The 18359-nt window shown below is 70.0% G+C and carries 20 protein-coding genes; 16 read left to right on the forward strand and 4 right to left on the reverse strand.

Annotated features, from left to right (window positions below):
• The first annotated feature begins 32 nt into the window (after nucleotides 1-32).
• From ABZ865_RS09140 to ABZ865_RS09160, 5 genes are all read left to right on the forward strand, one after another.
• The gene (locus ABZ865_RS09140) at nucleotides 33-1523 is read left to right on the forward strand and encodes an NUDIX domain-containing protein (RefSeq protein WP_361226244.1); all 1491 of its coding nucleotides are present in this window, start codon (nucleotides 33-35) and stop codon (nucleotides 1521-1523) included.
• Between the two features lie 324 nt (nucleotides 1524-1847).
• A complete protein-coding gene (locus tag ABZ865_RS09145) occupies nucleotides 1848-2675 on the forward strand; it encodes an NUDIX domain-containing protein (protein ID WP_361226246.1) in 828 nt (275 codons plus the stop codon).
• A gap of 29 nt (nucleotides 2676-2704) precedes the next feature.
• Complete coding sequence (locus ABZ865_RS09150) at nucleotides 2705-3904, forward strand: bifunctional class I SAM-dependent methyltransferase/NUDIX hydrolase (RefSeq protein WP_361226249.1); 1200 nt, start codon at nucleotides 2705-2707, stop codon at nucleotides 3902-3904.
• Nucleotides 3905-3979: 75 nt separating this feature from the next.
• Nucleotides 3980-4615, forward strand: a complete 636-nt coding sequence (locus ABZ865_RS09155; RefSeq protein WP_361227271.1) for a M15 family metallopeptidase — start codon at nucleotides 3980-3982, stop codon at nucleotides 4613-4615.
• Nucleotides 4616-4654: 39 nt separating this feature from the next.
• The gene (locus ABZ865_RS09160; protein ID WP_361226251.1) at nucleotides 4655-5173 is read left to right on the forward strand and encodes an ATP-binding protein; all 519 of its coding nucleotides are present in this window, start codon (nucleotides 4655-4657) and stop codon (nucleotides 5171-5173) included.
• On the opposite strand, the gene ABZ865_RS09165 is transcribed toward ABZ865_RS09160, so the two are convergent.
• From ABZ865_RS09165 to ABZ865_RS09180, 4 genes are all read right to left on the reverse strand, one after another.
• On the reverse strand, nucleotides 5166-6599 hold the full coding sequence (locus ABZ865_RS09165) for an amidase family protein (protein WP_361226254.1): 1434 nt from the start codon (nucleotides 6597-6599) through the stop codon (nucleotides 5166-5168). The genes ABZ865_RS09160 and ABZ865_RS09165 overlap by 8 nt on opposite strands.
• Complete coding sequence (locus ABZ865_RS09170; RefSeq protein WP_361226256.1) at nucleotides 6596-7804, reverse strand: MAB_1171c family putative transporter; 1209 nt, start codon at nucleotides 7802-7804, stop codon at nucleotides 6596-6598. The genes ABZ865_RS09165 and ABZ865_RS09170 overlap by 4 nt, the downstream gene beginning before the upstream one ends.
• Nucleotides 7801-8277 carry a hypothetical protein gene (locus tag ABZ865_RS09175; RefSeq protein WP_355330224.1) on the reverse strand — a complete coding sequence of 159 codons (477 nt, stop codon included), beginning with the start codon at nucleotides 8275-8277 and terminating at the stop codon, nucleotides 7801-7803. Before ABZ865_RS09175 ends, ABZ865_RS09170 begins: the two co-directional genes overlap by 4 nt.
• Before the next feature lie 71 nt (nucleotides 8278-8348).
• Nucleotides 8349-8819 (reverse strand): XRE family transcriptional regulator, encoded by a 471-nt coding sequence (locus ABZ865_RS09180; protein ID WP_229924139.1) that lies wholly within the window; start codon nucleotides 8817-8819, stop codon nucleotides 8349-8351.
• 850 nt (nucleotides 8820-9669) lie between these two features.
• Between ABZ865_RS09180 and ABZ865_RS09185 the strand changes: the two genes are divergently transcribed.
• The 11 genes from ABZ865_RS09185 (at nucleotide 9670) to ABZ865_RS09235 (ending at nucleotide 18349) form a co-directional block, all read left to right on the forward strand.
• Nucleotides 9670-10557, forward strand: coding sequence for a helix-turn-helix domain-containing protein (locus ABZ865_RS09185; RefSeq protein ID WP_361226259.1), 888 nt, complete (start codon nucleotides 9670-9672; stop codon nucleotides 10555-10557).
• 2 nt (nucleotides 10558-10559) lie between these two features.
• Nucleotides 10560-11276, forward strand: a complete 717-nt coding sequence (locus ABZ865_RS09190) for a hypothetical protein (RefSeq protein WP_361226262.1) — start codon at nucleotides 10560-10562, stop codon at nucleotides 11274-11276.
• 155 nt (nucleotides 11277-11431) lie between these two features.
• Nucleotides 11432-12076 carry a WhiB family transcriptional regulator gene (locus ABZ865_RS09195; RefSeq protein ID WP_040896654.1) on the forward strand — a complete coding sequence of 215 codons (645 nt, stop codon included), beginning with the start codon at nucleotides 11432-11434 and terminating at the stop codon, nucleotides 12074-12076.
• On the forward strand, nucleotides 12073-13692 hold the full coding sequence (locus ABZ865_RS09200) for a hypothetical protein (protein WP_361226266.1): 1620 nt from the start codon (nucleotides 12073-12075) through the stop codon (nucleotides 13690-13692). The genes ABZ865_RS09195 and ABZ865_RS09200 overlap by 4 nt, the downstream gene beginning before the upstream one ends.
• A complete protein-coding gene (locus ABZ865_RS09205; RefSeq protein ID WP_055493674.1) occupies nucleotides 13689-13880 on the forward strand; it encodes a hypothetical protein in 192 nt (63 codons plus the stop codon). Before ABZ865_RS09200 ends, ABZ865_RS09205 begins: the two co-directional genes overlap by 4 nt.
• An 88-nt stretch (nucleotides 13881-13968) precedes the next feature.
• Nucleotides 13969-14202: a hypothetical protein gene (locus ABZ865_RS09210; protein WP_361226269.1), complete on the forward strand. Its 234-nt coding sequence runs from the start codon at nucleotides 13969-13971 to the stop codon at nucleotides 14200-14202.
• A 113-nt stretch (nucleotides 14203-14315) separates the two neighbouring features.
• Nucleotides 14316-14834 (forward strand): plasmid mobilization relaxosome protein MobC, encoded by a 519-nt coding sequence (gene mobC, locus ABZ865_RS09215; RefSeq protein ID WP_361226272.1) that lies wholly within the window; start codon nucleotides 14316-14318, stop codon nucleotides 14832-14834.
• A gap of 59 nt (nucleotides 14835-14893) precedes the next feature.
• The gene (locus ABZ865_RS09220) at nucleotides 14894-16621 is read left to right on the forward strand and encodes a relaxase/mobilization nuclease domain-containing protein (protein ID WP_361226274.1); all 1728 of its coding nucleotides are present in this window, start codon (nucleotides 14894-14896) and stop codon (nucleotides 16619-16621) included.
• Between the two features lie 158 nt (nucleotides 16622-16779).
• Complete coding sequence (locus ABZ865_RS09225) at nucleotides 16780-17148, forward strand: hypothetical protein (protein WP_107428646.1); 369 nt, start codon at nucleotides 16780-16782, stop codon at nucleotides 17146-17148.
• A gap of 82 nt (nucleotides 17149-17230) precedes the next feature.
• Nucleotides 17231-17929 (forward strand): hypothetical protein, encoded by a 699-nt coding sequence (locus tag ABZ865_RS09230; protein WP_361226278.1) that lies wholly within the window; start codon nucleotides 17231-17233, stop codon nucleotides 17927-17929.
• 201 nt (nucleotides 17930-18130) lie between these two features.
• Complete coding sequence (locus ABZ865_RS09235) at nucleotides 18131-18349, forward strand: helix-turn-helix domain-containing protein (protein ID WP_361227274.1); 219 nt, start codon at nucleotides 18131-18133, stop codon at nucleotides 18347-18349.
• The last annotated feature ends 10 nt before the right edge of the window (nucleotides 18350-18359 follow it).

Genomic DNA, 18359 nt, shown 5'->3' on the forward strand with positions numbered 1-18359 from the left:
TGTCCCGCTTCACGCTCCTCTGAGGTAGCCGAATGCCGCTGTCACCCGACCACATCCGCACCACCGTCGAGACCTACCTCGCTCGCCACCCTCACGAGCGCGCGCAGCTCGGCGGCCTCCTGGGCGCCCTCGACCGTCCCACCGATATCGCCAGCCGCTCCACCTTCACCGGACACGTCACCTGCGGCGCGATCGTCGTCGATCCGCTCGGCCGCGTCCTGCACGTGCTGCACCTGGCGAGCGGCAAAGTCCTCGCTCCCGGCGGACACACCGAGCCCGAGGACGATTCTCTGGCAGGGGCGGCTCTTCGGGAGCTGCACGAGGAGACCGGGATTCCGCCCCAGGCCGTGGCACCGTGGCCCGGCTACGAGACTGTCCCGTTCGACATCGACATACACGACATCGACGCCCACCCGAGCAAGGGGGAACCCGGCCACCAGCACTTCGACCTCCGGTTCCTCTTCCGCCTGCAGACCGCGGCAGAGGTGCCGCTGGTGCTGCAGGAAGAAGAGGTCGGCGGCATCGAATGGCGTCCCGCGGACAGGGTGGCCTCCCCCTCCCTGCGCCAGAAGCTGCTCAAGCTCCCGCTCGGAACCGGACCGGCGACCGCCAACGCCTCGGCCCTGATCTACAACGACCGTGCCGAGTACCTGCCCCACCTGCGCGACTACTTCCCCGGCCGGATCTGGGAGCCGGGGATGTGGTCACTGCTGGGTGGTGGCCGAGAGCCCCAGGACGCCACGCTGGAACACACTGTGCGGCGCGAACTGGCCGAGGAAGCCGGCCTCCACATCGCCGACCTGACCCCGTTCGGCATCGAGGAAGCAACCGACGACGCCGGCGTGACCGTACCCATCGCCATCTACGCCGGCCGCTGGAACGGTGACCCCCGCGAACTCCACCTGACGGAAGGGGTGATGCTGGCCTGGTTCGCCCCCGACGACCTCCACCGCCTCCGCATCGCAGACACCACCAGCGCTCTCGTACGGCGCCACGCCGCCAGCCGCCCGGCCGGCGCATCCCGCTCCGCGTCGCGGAGCGGGCCCGCATCGCACGAGGGGCGCCGCCCGGCCGCTCCGCACGGCACGGTTCCCAACATCATCGGCGTTCACCTCTACCTGGAACGGCCTGACGGGACGGTGCTGCTCGGGCTGCGCCACTCCGACTCCAACTTCGCGCCTTCCACCTGGCACGTCCTGGCCGGCCACTGCGAGCAGGAGAGCGCCATTACCTGCCTGATCAGAGAGGCATGGGAGGAGGCCGGTCTGCGCATCGAACGACAGGACGTCGAACTCGTCCACGTCGTCCACCACATCGACCGGGCCGGGGGCCGGCCCCGCATGGGCCTGTTCTTCCGCGCTCGGACCTGGAGCGGCGAGCCGGAACTACGCGAGCCGGACAAGTGCACCCAGTGGAAGTTCTGGGATCCGGCCGCCCTCCCCGAGGACCTCGTCCCCTATACCAGGGTCGCCATCGAGGGCATCCGGGCCGGCCGCTCCTACTCCGAAACGGGCTGGATGTGAACATGGCCGCTTCCATGCACCCGGACCTCCCGCCCGAGGAAGTGCGGCAGCTCGCCGAAACAAGCAGCGGGCTACATCGTCAGCTGGTCGGACACCTCTGTGGCCCGCGAGAGCAGCCGGGTGTGACGGGCCGACGGCGCAGGGGGCGGGAAATAGTCCACCCTGAAGATTCCGTCACGGAGCAACCCCCGGTCACCTTCCATGGGCCGCTGAACGCAACGAACCACACCGCATCTATCGGAGGCATGTGTGCCTGACGACACCCAACAGGCGATCCCAGCCGTCCCGAGTCCGGCGGCCAGAGAGGAACGGCAAGAGCACCACATGCGCCTGCTCCCGCGGTACTACCGCCAAGTGGAAGCAGGCCGCAAGACGATCGAAGTGAGGGTGGCCACCCCGCGGAAGCGCGCCGTTGCCGTCGGCGACACGGTCGTCTTCCACGACCGCGACACCGGCCGGGAGCTCGACGTCATCGTGCAGCGGATCACCCCGTACCCCTCCTTCGAGGATCTGCTCAGTTCAGAGGACCCCGCGCGCATCGACCCGAACGGGCCGCCCGGAGAACTGCTCGCCAACCTGCGAAGCATCTACCCGCCAGCCAAGGAGGGCCTCGGCGTCCTCGCCTTCGCATTCGACCACCGCCCTGCACGGCCAGGCCGACCGATGCCGATGACGCCCGCGCAGTACGCGCACACCGTCCCCCACCACACGGTGTACGGCTGCCTGTACATCCGCGACGAGCACGACCGGCCGGTTCAACTGCGCTCGGTCTACGGCTCGCGCCTCTGGCAGTTCCCGGGCGGCAACCTGGACGCCCAAGGAGAGGACCCGCTGCAAACCGCTCGCCGCGAAGCAGTCGAAGAGACCGGCCTCGAACTGGGCCTGGATACGCCGAAGCTTCTCCTGACGCACTTCCTGCACGCCGGGCCCCGCCTGCCGCTGAACAAGGTAGGGCTCATCTTCGACGGAGGGCGGCTGACCACAGAGCAGCTCGGTCGGATCCGACTCGATCCCGCCGAGCACGACATGTGGGCCGTGCACGACCTCGCCACCTGGCAGGGACTGATGGCGCCGCGCGCCTTCGCCCGCCTCGACGCCATCGAACAGGCCCGTCGTGGCGAAGGCCCCGCCTACCTCACCACACACACCTGATCCCCAGCGCACCCACCCAGGAGGCAATCGTGGCCGCCGAGGACACCAACACACGGGCCTGGCATATGTATGGGCAGCGACAACTGGCGCGCGCCTACACCCCGCCCGTCCCCGACCAGCTCACCTGGACGCCTTGGGAAGGGGTCGGACCGGGAGCAGAAGTCCTCGGTGACGTCACCGGCCGCCGCGTCCTGGACATCGGTTCGGGAGCTGGCCACCACGCCGTCCATCTCGCCCAAGCGCACGGAGCCCGCGTCACCGGAATCGAGCTGTCCCCGACCCAGCACGAACGCGCCGTCTCCGTCCACACGAACGTGGAGGGCGTGGAGTTCGTCCAAGGAGACGTGGCCGAGTACCTGGCCGGCACCGCGCCGTTCGACGCCGCATACGCGATCGGGACGCTCGGGTTCATCGATCCGCACCGCTCCCTGCCCGCGCTGCGCGACGGACTGCGCCCCGGTGCCCCTCTGATCCTCTCGCTCCTCCACACCGACTTGCACGGCCGCGGCCCGTCCACGGAGGTGGCGCCGCGCGAGCAGATGATCCTGCTGCGCGACGATCCGCCCCTGCCGACGCAGATGTGGGTCCTGTCGCCGCAGCTGTGGGAGGACCTGCTCACCGAGTACGGCTTCCGCGTCGAGGCCATCGACCTGCTGCCTCACCCCGACGAGGGCGCCACGGTTATCCAGCAGCTCATCCGCGCCCGGCGCCTTCCCGACCGGCCGGCGCGAGTCTCCAGCCGGCCCCGCAGCACCCGAGCGCCGGCAGCCCACGCAGCCGTCGGCGTCGGAGCGATCCTGCTGAGCGAACAAAGCATTCTGTTGGGCCGACACCGACGCGGCACCCTCGAACTGCCCGGTGGAAGCGTGGAGGCCGGGGAATCCTTCGAGGACGCGGTGATCCGAGAACTCGGCGAGGAAACCGGTCTGGTCGCTCGGACCGGCGACGTCCAGCTCCTGGGCACGCTCGTCGACCACGTCGGAAGTGTCCTGCGGGTCACCGTCGGCGCGCTCGTCCACGCCTGGCAGGGGCAGCCGACCACGCAGCCGGACGAGAGCGTCGGCGACTGGGCTTGGCACCCGCTCGATCAGCTGCCCGACGGCCTGTTCGTGTGCAGCGCCCAGATCCTCACTGCATGGCGCCCCGACCTGGCCATCGACCACTCACCAGCGCACTCCACGCGTTTCGCATCCGGACCAGCGGCCACGCCGGGCGACGGCCTGGCCTGACCGCCAGCACCGACGTACACCTGCGGCGCCGCTCGTCTATTACTGTCGAAGGAGACGTAGTTGAAGATCGTGCTGATGTCCGACCCTCGGGTCGCCGCCATACCTGTTCAGGACTGCGGCGAGGAACTCATCGACATACGGGCGTCCGGCCTGTTCTTCGTCGATCAACGCAAGCAGGACTCCGACGGCCACTTCGCGCACCTGCGGCACGGGCTCATCGAGCGCCTGGAACACGCCCAGCGACTGCTTCCCACTGAGTTCCGCCTGCTCGTCGTTGAGGGGTACCGGCCTCCGGCGCTCCAGCGGGCGTACTTCGAGGAGTACGCGACCAAGCTGCGTCGCGGAAACCCCGACTGGAGCGACAGCCGCGTCCACGAGGCCGCAAGCCGCTACGTCTCCCCACCGGAGATCGCGCCGCACAGCGCCGGCGCGGCCGTCGACCTGACCCTCGCCGCCTCGGACGGCCAGGAGGTGGACATGGGGACGAGGATGAACGCCTCCCCAGAGGAAAGCGACGGCGCCTGCTACACCCACGCGAACTCGATCAGCGGCGCTGCCCGGGCCCATCGCGACACGCTCTGCCGCGTCATGTCAGCCGCCGGTTTTGTGAACTATCCAACGGAGTGGTGGCATTTCAGCTACGGAGACCGATACTGGGCCCTCCACACTGGCCAGGCAGCCGCCATCTACGGACCAAGCGACCGTACGTAAGCAGCAGCTACCAGCAGCACCGCGAGGGAGCGCGACATCGTGAGCAAGCCGACCGCCGTCCTGCTCATCGGGATCACCGGCTCCGGCAAGACGCACCTTGCACAGGCTCTCGCCGCGATGGGCCTTGTCCGCCTCAGCGTTGACGAGGAGGTCCACCGCCTCCACGGCCGGTATGGGGTCGACTACCCCGAGCACGGGTATTTCGAGCGCGAGGCTCCTGCGGTCGAGACCGTACGTGCGCAGCTCACGGAGCACCTGCGCGCGGGTCGTGCCGTCGTCCTCGACCATGGCCTGTGGCGTCGTTCCGATCGCGAGGAATGGAAGAAGACAGTCCGGGCCGCGGGCGGACTCCCGCTGCTCGTCTACCTGCCGACCTCCAGGGAGAAGCTCCTGCGGCGCCTCGCCGCGCGCAACCAGCGCAAGGACGCCAATGCCTTGAACGTGACTCCCGAAGCCCTGGACGACTTCTTCGCTCGGTTCGAACCGCCTACCGACGATGAAGGTGCCGTCATCACCTACAACGGCGACGCAGAGGTCATCCGCTCCATGATCAGATGACGCCCCCAGCCGTCCCGCCGAGCAGAGGCGCCAGGTGCTCGGCCATCACGAGCAAGGACCGCTCCGAATAGGCCGGTCCTACCAGCTGCACACCGATTGGGAGGCCATCGGCGCTACGCGCAGCAGGCATGACCAGGCTGGGCAGACCGACGTGGCTGGTCAGGTTGGCCCAGCCGGTCTGGTCGAAGAAGCTCCGTTCGACGCCGTCGACCATGAGAGAGCGACTCCCGGCTCGGATCGCCGCAGTAGGAGCGGCGGGCGTAATGAGGACGTCGTGCTGGGCGTCGGCGAAGAACCGGTGCCACGTCTGCCGGAGCCGGAGGCGCTCCTCGTTGGCGCGGAGCCAGACACGGTGTGTCTGCGTTCGGTGGCGGAGGAAGGCGGCTCGAGGGCTCGCATCGTCCGTGTGCAGGTCACGGGCAGCGGCGAGTTCGGCGGCGCCGGCGGCGTCGTCGGTGGTGGCCGTCGTGGTGGCGTAGAGGAGCTGCTCGAAGAGGCGGATAGAGTCAGCGAAGCCGACCGGCCCCGCGGTGTGGCGGACACTCGCGCCGGCGGAGGTCAGCGTCCGTTCGACGGTGGCGAGAGCATCGGCGGTGTCGCGGTCGACTGGGCAGCTCGCGTCGTCGGCCCAAACTGCCACGCGGAGCTGGCCGATCGGGCGTTGCGCCGTGGGCAGCGTGACGCTCCAGGGGTTGTTCTCGTCGGGTGACGGTGTCGTCAGTGCGGCGAGGAGCAGGTCGAGGTCTCGGGGGTGGCGGGCCAGGGGGCCGGGGGTGACCATGTCGCTGCTGGTGATCCACCCCGGCGGGCGAGGGACGTGGCCGCGGGCTGGGATGAGTCCCTGCGTGGGGCGCAGGCCGTAGACGCCGCAGTAGTGGGCGGGGAGCCGCAGGGAGCCGGCGAGGTCGCTGCCGAGGTCGGCGGGGGTCAGACGGGCGGCGACTGCTGCGGCGGGTCCGCCGGAGGAGCCGCCGGTAGTGCGCTTGGGGTCATGCGGGTTAAGCGTGGGGCCGAACAGGACGTTGTCGGTGTGCAGGTCTTGGCAGTACGCCGGGGTATTGGTCTTGCCCATGATGACGGCGCCTTGGTGGCGGAGCCGGGCGACGGCGTCGGCATCGTGTGCGGGAACGTGATCGGCGAGGTCTTCGGCACCGCTGGTGGTGCGCAGGCCGGCCGTCTCGAAGCTGTCCTTGATCGTGAGGGGAAGGCCGTCGAGGATGCCGGTGCTCTCGTTGCGGGCGCGGCGTTCGTCGGCCGCGTGTGCGACGGCTCGGGCAGCCCTGTCGTCGCGGGTGACGACGGCGTTGATCTGGCTGGCGTCGATCTGCGCCAGGTGGAGGTCGAGCAGTTCGCGGCTGGAGATCTCGCGGCGATCCAGGGCCTGGAGCTGGACGTGGGCGGGCTGGTGGATGAGGTCGGTCATCATGCGGAGACCTGCTCAAGGTGGGGGGCTCGTGCGGGCTGGCGGGGCAGGTGGCGCGCGACGTCGAGGAGAGCGTCGATGTCGTCCATGGGCCTGCTGGTCTGGCGTTCGGAGTCGGCGAATTCGGTGAGCTGGTCGCTCTCCGGGCGGGTACCGGCGGCCCGGGCGGCGATTCCGGCGAGGATCTGGTCGGCGGTGACGGCCGCGGACAGCTCTTCTCCGTGAAGCCCTCGGGCCCGGTGGCGGGCTTCGCTGGCTTCGCGGACTGCGGCATCAAGGTACTGACGGATCACGAACCGTCCGTCTCGTATCTCGACTGCTCGGCGGTAGAGCCGGATCGAGATGCTGCGGAAGCGGCGCCTCTGAGCCGGGTCGACTCGGTCGATCGGCAGTGCGATCTCGGGCGCCTCGCTGTAGAACGCCAGCCACAGGGGGCGTAGGCCGTAGTAGCTGCGGTATTGCTTGATCCGGTACTGGAGGCTCTGAACCTGATCGTTGATGGTGGGCACTAGCCAGCCGATGAGCGTGAGCATGGCGCCGACATCGCCACAGGTCCACGCGAAGCCCTCCCACTCTGCGAGCGACGCGTTGAAGGCGCCGGCGATCACGTTCCCGATGCGCACGGCGCTGTATCCGAGAGTGACGGTCGCGCCGAGGGCGACGATGCGCAGGCCGATACGGACGGACCCGCGTGTGCTGCGGTGGGCCAGGCGCCAGCAGGCACGGGCGAGGGACAGTTCACCGATGGTGTAGGCCGTGACGTACAGGGTGAGATATGCGGCGTACCAGCCATCATGTGCGTAGTACAGCGTGAAGTTGATCGGTCGCGGCGCGCTCGGCGTCAGCAGGGCGAACAGCACCAGCAGCCCTGCGATCACAGCGAAGCCGGCGGCTAGCCACTCCCGTGCCCTCCTCCGGGCAACTTCGGGGCGTGATCCCCAGTAGGTGAGGACGATCTGCTGGCAGGCGAGCAGCGCGACCACGCACCCCATCGCCAGGGGTACGGACAGGTTCACCACGCCCAGGACATGGTCGAGGTACTGCCACATCAGTGTGATGGAGAACAGGAACGACAGCCCCGATAGCAAGAAGACGGCGGCCAGCGCGGTGGAGGCGGGGTCTCGGCGGCGGGTCGGCACGTCCCGCAGCAAGCAGAGGAAGCCGAGCGTGGCGACGACGAGGCTGATCGGATGGAGCAGGTCCTTCACGGCCGGGCCACCCGTCGGCGCAGCAGCGTGTGCGTGACCCGGTCCTGCACTTCGTCTCCGGAGGACTCGTCGCTGCGCAGCCACCGGTCGATGATCCGGCGCTGGATCAACGAGGCGAGGAGCTCAGTGTCGCGCTCCTCGTCCTCGTCGTACTTGGTACGGCCCAGCATCATCTCGACGGTGGCCGAGCCCACGCTGGTGAAGATCGTTGAGGAGAGCGCGGACGCCGGGCGGTTCTTATGGTGGCCGAGCAGCAGGTGGCTGAACTCGTGGGCGATGATGTGGTCCTGGTGCAGGGAGCTGGTCCGCGGGTCGTAGTACACGTGGAAGGCACTCTCCGTGACGGCGCATGCCCCGCACACAGAGGGCGCCTGCTCACGGGCCTCCAGGACCACCTTCCGTCCCGTGCGGCGTGAGACCTCGTCGCTGAGGTCGCGGATATTGGTGACGTGCGGGAGCTGCAGCTCGGCCAAGAGGTCAGGCCGTCGCAGCCTACGTGCGGACCACATTGCTTTTCCTTGATCACTTACTGAACGCGGCCGTTTTACGAGCCAGTTGAGGGCGGCAACCCCTCGGATTTCCGTACGCTCTCGACGATTCCCAGGACGGCATCCTTTCCGTCTGCGGAAACGTCTGACAGGCGAAGGAGAACGTTTTTGATCTTCGTGTCGCGAAGCAGTGCGAGCAACTCAAGTTCCTGCACGGTCTTTTCGGCGACGGCGTCGTCGAACCAGTATGCGGGGTCCACGCCGAAAAACCCTGCTAGCGCTTCGAGGTGACGCTTCGTCGGGTTATCGCGCTGCCCGGTCCGTAGGAGCCAGAGATACTGGGCCGACAGTTTGCCCAGCCCGCGCTTCTCCATGAGTTCGGCCACCTCGGCGTTGCTGAAGGGGCCGCGGTCCGGCGGGTGCACCGTGTCGAACAGGCGGTTTAGGCGGTCCATGAGCCCCTTGGGGCTCACCTGGCCTTCGGTCGAGTCTTTCATGATCCTTTCCTGGGTGGACTTCGTCGTCACTTCAAGCACCCTACCCCGCGATAAACGTGAGTTGACGAGCTGATCCACTGTATGGAAAGTTCTTCCTCACCAGCACGTTTCCGTGTGACGCGTACCGCCTGTTTCAGGTCGGCCTGTCCGTTTCTACCGGCAGGAGTATGCCGGGTGACGTGGCACAAGCCACATTCAGCCAGCGACATAGGTCACGTCTGGCACGCAGGATTTTATCTTCGACCGGAAAGCGCGGAGGCGGCAGTGGAAACACCCCATCCGCCTCCCATTTCCACTGCGGGGAATAATAGACACCCGTTCCAATTCGGACACAGTGACACGCTCTCGGCGTTCGAGGCAACCGCGGCAACGGTGCGCTTCGACGCGGGGGTGCGCCCCAGGTCGCGCCGTACGGACACTTGCGGCACACGATCATCCGATGACTCTCTGCAACCAGTACAGAGTTTAAGAACCAAGTCTGGATCTTGATACGGGTCCGTGCGTATGTTCGTCGTCCCCGGGCAGCCCGCCCGCAGCGACGGACATGAGGAGAGTGCGAGGACGGACCGGACCGCGAAGGTCCACAAACAGCGACGGCGCCCGGGAGCGGTAACTCACGGACGCCGAGCGCTAAGCGGCATACCCGCCCCGGCAAGGGCGGAGATTGCCCACCATCACCACACTGAGTCCTTCCAAGGGGCGCGTCAGCGTGGCAACACTGCAAAGGGGAGTATCGCATGTCTCCTGCCCTGCGCAAAAGGCCCTTTCGCCTGGCCTGCGCGGCAGCCATCTCCGCCTCGGCGCCTCAGCGCCCCGAGCCGGACCGCACGTTCATGGCCCCGCCGAGCTGCGGGACCCGCCCGCTCGTCGGGAGCTGCCGATGAGCAGCGAAGCCCGCGACTGGGTGTGGGAGCACAGTTGCAGCCGGGGGACGGCGCGTCTGGTCCTGCTGTCGATCGCCGACCGGGTGGGCGACGAGCAGTGCGTCTCCTGGGCCTCCCTGTCGAGCCTGGCCAAGCGCACCCGCGCCTCCGTCTCCACGGTCCGCGAAGCCATCGACCGTCTGGTCGACGCCGGTGAGCTGGAGCAGCTCGAAGACCTCACCGGCCCGCAGCGCAGCACCGTCTACCGCCTCCCCCTCGCCGCCAAGGTCCTGGCGGAGACCGTGGACGACAGGGACCCCGGCCAGACGCCGGCGGAGGGGACCGAAGCCACCCCGGCGCTCCGGATCTCGGCCCTGCGGCGCTACAACATCCGCCCGCGTGAGGTGCCGGAATCCCCTGCGAGGGCCCGGAAACCGGCAGTACCGGAATCCGGCAGGTCCGGACGGAAACCGGCACCTCGACGTGCCGGGAACCGGCACAGCGATGTACCGGAAACCGGCACACAGAACCGTAGTGAACCGGATTTGAACCGGAGGTACAGCAGTGGTGGTGCTGCCGTCCTCTCAGCTGCCGAGTGGCAGGTCGACCCAGCCACCCACACCTGGGCCCGCGAGCAGGGGCACCTCGACCGTCTGGGCGAGCAGGGCCTGCAGGCGGCCGACGCGAAGTGGCGTGCCCACCGCTCCGGCTTCAAGCCGAGGCCGGCGGCTGCGTGGGCTGCCGACTGGCGTTCCTGGGTCGCCCGGGAGCACCCCCCTGGCCGCCCGAACCTCTACGCCGTGCCCGGCACGGGTCCCGGCCAGCCCGGCGGCATGACGCGGGCAGAGGCCCACACCGCCGCACTTCTCGCCGCCCTGAACGAGCCGACCGGAACGGAGCAGTAGTCGTGGACCGCCGTGAAATCGCAGCCCTGCTGGCCTACATCGGCCGACTCGACCCCCGCACCATCCGCACCGACCAGGGCGAGGCACGCGACCAGCTCGCACAGTGGCACGAGCTGCTTGGCGACGTGCCGATGGCCACTCCGCACGGCTGGGACGCCCGCGTCGCCGCCCGCCAGCACATCAGAGTCTCGCCGTACCAGATCCTGCCCGCGGACGTCGCCCGCCCCTGGGAGAGCTACCGTCGCGACCGCCTGGCCCGGCACTCCGATCCCACGCCGTCCGCCGACCCGGACGACCAGGCCGCCTGGACCGCCGAGCTGGTCGGCACCCGCCGCGCCGTCGCCGCCGGCACCGCGCAGCCCGCCCAGGCCAGAGCCATCACCAGCGGTCGCGACTGCATCGACCCAAGGTTGGAGGCGAGGCTGCGGCAGATCGGCTCCTGCATACCGCCCGCCGCCCGCGCAGCCCTCGCCCCCTATCGGCCCGCTCGCGCAGCCCGCGAGGCCGCCGTCGCTCAGGGGCTGCCCGACGCCCTGAGCGTCAAGTGCGAGTGGTGCCTGGCCCAGCCCGGTGAGCCGTGTCGTCGCCGCCGGATCGGTCCCGACGACGGGGTACGCACGACCGCCCCGCGCGCCACCCCGCACCCCGGCCGCGTCGACCTCGCCGCCGCCCGGCAGGCCCAGCCGAGCGAGCAGGTCCAGCAGCCCGCCGTGGCCTGACCGGCGCATCGGGCGCGTGCATCCCGCCCGATGCACCGCTACCCCCTATCACCGTCCCGCCCCGGCTGCGGCGCAGGCCCGCGCGCTGCGGCCACCCGACGCCGCGCCCAGCACCGCCCCAGCCGGCCGACGCGGCAGCACATCGGAGACCACCCTTGCGTCACATCACCACCCACGACGCGCCGGCCACCGGCCTGCGCAGTATCGGAGACACCAACTGGCACACCCAGGGAGCGTGCCACGGCATGGACGTCGAGGACGCTGACGCCGTCTTCTTCCCGCTCCCGCGGGACCACGAAGCCATCGCCGAGGCGAAGGAGCTGTGCGGCTGGTGCCCGGTACGCAGCGACTGCCTCAACTTCGCCCTGGAGAACGTCCTCAAGGAGGGCATCTGGGGCGGCCTCACCGAGGCCGAGCGGCGTCCCTGGCACGACGGACTGCACCAGCGCCTCGACTACCGACGCGTAACCTCCTTTTTCCTGGGACGCGACGTGCATCTGACCGAGGCCGAGCGGCAGGTCGTCATCGACCACGCCTACGTACGCGGCTGGCGGCCCGACCGGCTCGCCACCGCCCTTCAGATCAGCCACAAGCACGCACGCGACCTGCTGCGGCAGGCGGCCAACAAGGTGTTCGACCGCGACCGCACCTACGGCGTGCCGCGGCCCAAGAAGAAGCGGAAGAAGACCGCCCCAGCAGCAGGCGGCCCCCCGCCCGCCTCAGCACCCGGCACACAGCAGCCAGCAGCCCGCCCGGCAGCGTCGACTCCGGCGCACGCCTCTCTCGGAAAGGCCGCATGACCCACCCCTTCCTGTCCCTCGGCGCCGCTCCGGACCTCTCTCTCCTCCTCGCCGCCGTGGTGCCCGCCGCCGTCGTGCTGGGGCTGACCGCCTGGACGATCCGGCGCCAGGGCACACGCCCGCAGAAACGTCTCAGCGGTCCGGCGGTCAAGGTCGCTGCCCTTGCCGCCCTCGGCTGTACTTGCTACTCCGCGGACACGAGCTGGCGGTTCGCCGCCGACTACCTCGACATGGCCGGCACCGCCGAGCGGGCCGGCATGTTCGCCGCAGCCGAGCTGGCGCTCTTCGCGACGGCGCTAATGGCACGGCAGAACCTGGCCACCGAGGGCGCCCCCGGCCTTCCGGGCACGTTGGTCTGGGTGATCACCGGAGTGCAGGTGATCCCCGCCTATGCCGAGAGCGGTCCTATCGGCGGCACGGTAAGGGCCTTCGTCGGGCCGGTCATGGCGGCGATGCTGTGGCACCTCGCCATGGGGATCGAGCTGCGCCTGCGCACCCCGGGTGCCGCCTCCCACGGACTGATCGCCGTCCTGGGGCGGGAAGCGCGCGAGCGGCTGCTGTCCCGCCTCGGGATCGCCGCACGCGACCGCGACGCCGCACAGATCACCCGGGACCGGGCCACCGCCCGCGCAGTCGCCCTCGCCGTCCGCCTCGCCGAACGCACACCCGAGCAGCAGCAGAGCCGACGCGGCCGGCGGCTGACGCGGCGCCTGTCGAAGGCGGTCGGCAGGGCCTCGGTCGGGACCGACGCCCGCCAGCGCGCACAGCTGCTCGACCAGCTCGCCGCGCGCCGCCACGCACTCGCGCTCGCCACGATCCCGCTTCCCTCGCCCTGGTCCCCGGCGCACATCACCGCGAGGGCAGCCGCCGTCCCCTCGCATCCGGCCTCGACGGCGCCGGTCCCCGCAGCCGATCCCCCCGGCCCCCACGAGTCGTACAGGGACCGGGGACCGAGCGCCCCGAGGGGACCGGTCCCCAAGATTGCGGACTCTAAGGCGTCGGATGGCGCGGGGACCAGGGTGGGGACCGAGGTTCCAGCCACAGGTGGGGTCCCGGGGACCGGTCCCACCGACCCGGAAGCCTCACAGGGGGACGCCGGAGGCGTGGGGACCGACCGCATTACGCGAGAAGTACCTGCTCAAGGCCCTGATTCGCATCCAGGACCGAACGCCGCCGAGTCGGGGACCGAGCCCACCGGGGACCGGGGACCGAACGACACCGACACGGGGACCGAGCCCACCGGGGACCGGGGACCGAACGACACCGACACGGGGACCGAGCCCACCGGGGACCGGGGACACACAGTGCCTCTGCGGAGCAAGACGGCCACGCAGCCCCGGACTAAGACCAAGGGGAAGCGCGCCCGGTCCCGCAGCCCGCAGACGCAGCGCGCGCCGCGGGAGCTCGAGCAGTCGGTGGACCAGCTCGTCCAGCAGGTCCGTCCGCACGTCTCTGCCCTGCTCGAACGGGACGGCAACGAGTCCGTCACCCGGGTCCAGCTGCGGGAGATTCTCCGCCGTGAGGGCCTGAAGGGCGGCCGGAACGACCGGCTGAGCCTCGTCCTCCAGGAACTGCGGAGTGACGCCACCACGACGACAAGGAGCTCCGCCCGATGAAGACCTGCCACCAGTTCGACACCGTCCGTGCGGAGTACGAGCGGGAGATCGGCTTCATGCTCGCCCACTCAAAGCGGCACGAGGGCAGGCCGGCGGCGAAGTCCAGCGCGAAGCAGGCTGCCTCGACGAAGCAGCGGATGGCCCGCGCGCTCAACAGCCACGTCGGTCGCTGCCCCGAGTGCGGCTGAACCGGCAAAACCCCGCTTAAGGCCCCCTAATCGCAAAGGGTGGCCCGGCTCCGTGCCGGGCCACCCGCCCCGCTTGAGGAGACACGCCTTGATTCCGCGTCCTGTTCGCTCATCCGAGCCCACGGTCGTCGAGGCCAGCGCCTGGGCGGACGTCCTGGTCCGCCGGAGACTCCTGCACGCCGCCGTCCTCGCGCCTACCGGCCAGTGGCTCGTCCAGGGCCACTCAGAAGGATCCGTCCGCGTCCTTACGGGACCGGCCGACGTCCTCGCGCTGGCCGCGAGCATCCAACAGCACACCCGCTCCACGAGGACCGAATCCTGATGACGAACCCCACCCAGACCGGCACCACCCCGGAACCTGCTCCCGCATCCAACTCGGTCTCGGGGCGAGCAAGTTATCGGTCAAGACACTCTTCCCCGTCGGGGAAGCGCGCCTTGGCCAAGCCCGCCCCGGGGGTGGCGAGAGCGGACCAGCACCGGGGGGTGCTGGTCCGTGAGACAGCGACCGACGGAGGATCGCAGCTGGAGGAGACGCCTTCACTGCGCAAGCCGCGCGCCGCGAAGAAAACCTCGCGCAAGCGCTCGCCCAAGCCGCCCTCGCACAAGCGTGAATACGTCTGCAGCGTCCGCCTGAACGGCGACGAGAAGACCCTGCTCTGCGCTGCCGCCACCGCGACCCGTACGAGCCTGCCAGGCTTCCTCGCCCGCAGCGGGCTCGCCGCCGCTCACGACCTCGACAGCACCGCCGCCGCCATCGCCGGCCACCGCGAGCTGATCGCCGAGCTGTTCGCCGCACGCCGGCACCTCGGACAAGTCGGCAACAACCTCAACCAGATAGCCCGGGCCATCAACTCCGGCGGCCAGCCAACGGAAATCGACGCGGTCGTCGCGGCGGTCCAGCGCGCCGTGACCCGCGTACAGGCAGCCACAGACCGACTGCTGGAGCAGCGCTGAGCTGGCTCCCCTTACCGCCCCGCATCCCGCCACTCCCAGCGACGACCTCGGACAGCAGCATGATCCCCCGGATACAAAAGCGCGGGCAGCGCACCATCGGTCTCCTCTACTACCTCTACGGGCCCGGGAAGCACGAGGAGCACATCGACCCGCACCTGGTCGCCTCGTGGGACCACAACGCTCCCGACCCTGGCCGCGACCCGTCTGCCACCCTCAAGCAGCTCCAGCAGCTCCTGGACCAACCCGTCGAGAACATCGACCAGGCTGACCGGCCGAAGAAGCACGTGTGGCATCTGTCCGTCCGCAACAGTGCCGAGGACCGGATCCTGACCGACGAGGAGTGGGGCGAGGTGGCCCGCCGGATGGTCGCCGCCACCGGTATCGACTACCCCGAACAGGGCGCGGGCTGCCGGTGGGTGGCCGTCCGGCATGCCGACGACCACATTCACATCGTCGCCACGCTCGTCCGTGAGGACGGCTACAAGCCCGACCTCGACCACGACGCCGCTCGCGCCCAGGCCCAGGCCCGCGCCTTGGAAGCGGAGCTGGGCTTGCGCCGGCTCAACAAGGGCGACGGCACCGCGGCCCAACGCCCCACCAGCGCCGAGCGCCACAAAGCCGAACGTCAGGGCCGCGAGCGCACCGCGCGGGAGGAACTGCGCGAAACCGTGCGCCGCGCGGTGGCCGGCGCCAGCAGCGAGACCGAGTTCTTCGACCGGCTGGCCGCCGCCGGCCTGATCATCCGTAAGCGCGTCGCCCCCTCCGGCGACCTGCTCGGCTACAAGGTCGCCCTGCCCGACGACCGCAACAAGGACGGCGAACCGGTCTTCTACCCCGGCGCCCGCCTGGCCCCCGATCTGTCCCTGCCCCGTATCCGGGAGCGCTGGTCCGCCGACACTCGCGACCAGGACGCCACACCGGCAGACGTGCCCACCCCTGCGGCGCCGAGCGACCCGGCCGCCGCCCGCCGACGCACGGCCTCGGCCGCGTGGAACGCGGTGCTCGTCATCGAGCACGGCGACGACGCCATCGCCGCCGCGTCCATTGCCGCTGCCGGCGAGGTCCTGGACGCGCTCGCGAAGACCTCCGCGGCCCGCACCAGGCGCGAACTGCGTGACGCCGCCTTCGCGTTCGAGCGGGCCTCCCGCTCCCACGTTCGCGCCGAGCGTGGCCACGACCGAGCGCTGCGGCAGGCCGCCCGTGACCTCGTCTATAGCGGTCCGGCGTTGGGCCGCGGCGAGGACGGCGCGACCACCGCGATGGCGATCGACATGCTGTTCTTCCTCATCACCGCCGCCGCCCACTGGCACGCGAAGAAGAACCACGCCCAGCAGGCCGCCGCCGCCCGCCAGGCCGCCGAACATCTGCGCGCCGCCTACCAGGCCGCCGCCGCTCAACCCCTCGGTGCCCTCTACCAGCGAGGCCGGCGCCTGGGCCGGGCGCTGCGGCAGCGGCAGCGGCAGACGACGGTGCTGCGCACAGCGCTGCCGGAGTTGGCCGAGCAGATCCTCGCCGAGCCCGGCTGGTACGCGCTCGCCGCTACCCTCGCCGACGCCGAAGCCGCCGGCCACGACCCGGCCGCCCTGCTCGCCGACGCCGCGGGTCGGCGGGAGCTGGACACGGCGGAGTCCGTCAGCGATGTCCTGGTGTGGCGGCTGCGCCGGGCAGCGGACCTGCCTGCGGATACCACCGGCATGGTGCCCGACGCTCACGCCGCACAGCGCTCGGCACAGCGCGCCGGGCAGCACATCCCCGGACAGGCCCGGCTTGGGCGTGGCCGGTCGTGACTGTGGACTTTGTGAATTGAACAGGTCAGCGGACTTCGCGCACGATCATGACGCGTGCAGGACGAGACGAGGGAGGACACCGGGTGTTTCACCGGATACGACGACGCCGCCGCGCGGAAAAGGAAGAGTTCAGTGAGGTGCAGCGCCAAGCGTGTGAGATGGCCGACCAGGTGCCGCCGGTCCTGCAGATGCAGGAGGAGCATCAGCTCGCGGAGCCGGCGCCGGTTGTGGACGACTTCCTCCCGCCGGAGCTGCGCGTCCCCAGCCACGACCAGCTCGACGGCCGAGTGATGCCCTGGCCGTGGCCGGTCGTCCTGGACGGCGAGGTCGTCGCCTGCGCCGAGTGCGGCGCCTACCGCGAGTGGCTCATCCTCTCCACCCACGACCAGGTCTGGCTGCGCTGCCAGGCCGGCCACGAGCAGCACGAGACCCGTCTCGACACCGCGTGGTTCAACCGACACTCCGGCCCGGGAGATGCCATCCACGCCACGTTCGAGGACTGCCTGCGGCACCTCGGCCACCGCTGACCTCCACTCCTTCGGCCCCTTCTCGGGCCCACGGGCCCGCACTGTCCAACCGTCACCGAGCACCACAGGGGTCAGTTCACCCATGCGCGTTCGCCTCACCATCACCGCCCTCGGCCTCACCGCCGCCGCCCTCACCCTGCCCGCCTGCTCCGCCGGCACCAGCCAGGCGAAGTCCACCTCCCCGTCCTCCGCCCCCGCAGACCACCCGGCCACCACCAAGCAGAGCGACGCCCCGCTGTCGTCGGCCGCGCTTCAGCCCCGCCTGCTCGACGAGAGCGACCTCGGGTCCGACTACACCCGCAAGCCGGAGGACACCTCCAGCCACGACGACGTCACCGTCACTGGCTGCCCCGCCCTGGAGAAGCTGGGCGGCGACGCGGCGGCCAGCGGCTCCCTCGACTTCCCCAACAAGGCGAAAGTGTCCTTCACCTACACCGGCGGCAGCGCCGGTTCGGAGGTCTCCGAGGAGCTGTACAGCGACACCTCCACGAAGCTGTCCGACGGCATCGATCGGATCTTCGACGCCATGACCGGCTGCCCGACCTACCAAGTCGTCTCCGGCAGCACCGCCATCAACGTCACGTCACAGAAGACGACCGCGCCCCGGCTCGGCGACCAGCAGTGGAGCCAGCTGATGACCTTCACCTCCGGTGGGCAGGACAGCGTCGTCAAGCAGACCGCGATACGTGAGGGAAGCCTGCTCCTCATCGTCTCTGGCGCGCCAGCCCTGGTCGGCCAGCATCTCGACAAGGCCCTCGCCAAGGCGACAGCAACCCGCTGACGCGCCCGCAACGGCGCTCTCGATCACCACGGTCGAGGGCGCCGTGTCGATCCGAGGATTCAGAGCATCCGGGTGAGCGTGCTGGGCGTCGCCGAGCAGCGGCCGGCCTAAGGTGGCGGGTCAGACGGCCCTCGACTTGAACCGCCATACCGTGACGCCGGCATCCGCAGCGAAGGCCCGCAGGTGTACGTCCACAGCGACGTGCGATCGACCGAGGAGCTCACGGCCGGCCACAGCCGGTACGACAGTCTCCGGTCCGACAACGCTGGGTCCTCCGGTGATGCCCCGCGGCCGGGTGGGGACGGCAAGCTGGACATAGCCCGTGCGCGACGCGACAAGGGCGAGAGCGTCACCAGCATTGCCAAGGCGCTGGGAGTCCACCGCGCCACCCTCTACCGCCACCTGGCAGAGAGGGCCTGAGAGAGGCGCG

The sequence above is a fragment of the Streptomyces sp. NPDC047085 genome (genome assembly GCF_040643735.1).
Taxonomy (GTDB): domain Bacteria; phylum Actinomycetota; class Actinomycetes; order Streptomycetales; family Streptomycetaceae; genus Streptomyces.

Excerpts from the sequence above, each read along its gene's own strand:
- ABZ865_RS09140 (WP_361226244.1), top strand. The coding sequence starts at position 33 with ATGCCGCTGTCACCCGACCACATCCGCACCACCGTCGAGACCTACCTC.
- ABZ865_RS09145 (WP_361226246.1), top strand. The coding sequence starts at position 1,848 with ATGCGCCTGCTCCCGCGGTACTACCGCCAAGTGGAAGCAGGCCGCAAG.
- ABZ865_RS09155 (WP_361227271.1), top strand. The coding sequence starts at position 3,980 with ATGTCCGACCCTCGGGTCGCCGCCATACCTGTTCAGGACTGCGGCGAG.
- ABZ865_RS09165 (WP_361226254.1), bottom strand. The coding sequence starts at position 6,599 with ATGATGACCGACCTCATCCACCAGCCCGCCCACGTCCAGCTCCAGGCC.
- ABZ865_RS09185 (WP_361226259.1), top strand. The coding sequence starts at position 9,670 with ATGAGCAGCGAAGCCCGCGACTGGGTGTGGGAGCACAGTTGCAGCCGG.
- ABZ865_RS09200 (WP_361226266.1), top strand. The coding sequence starts at position 12,073 with ATGACCCACCCCTTCCTGTCCCTCGGCGCCGCTCCGGACCTCTCTCTC.
- ABZ865_RS09205 (WP_055493674.1), top strand. The coding sequence starts at position 13,689 with ATGAAGACCTGCCACCAGTTCGACACCGTCCGTGCGGAGTACGAGCGG.
- ABZ865_RS09220 (WP_361226274.1), top strand. The coding sequence starts at position 14,894 with ATGATCCCCCGGATACAAAAGCGCGGGCAGCGCACCATCGGTCTCCTC.
- ABZ865_RS09225 (WP_107428646.1), top strand. The coding sequence starts at position 16,780 with ATGGCCGACCAGGTGCCGCCGGTCCTGCAGATGCAGGAGGAGCATCAG.
- ABZ865_RS09230 (WP_361226278.1), top strand. The coding sequence starts at position 17,231 with ATGCGCGTTCGCCTCACCATCACCGCCCTCGGCCTCACCGCCGCCGCC.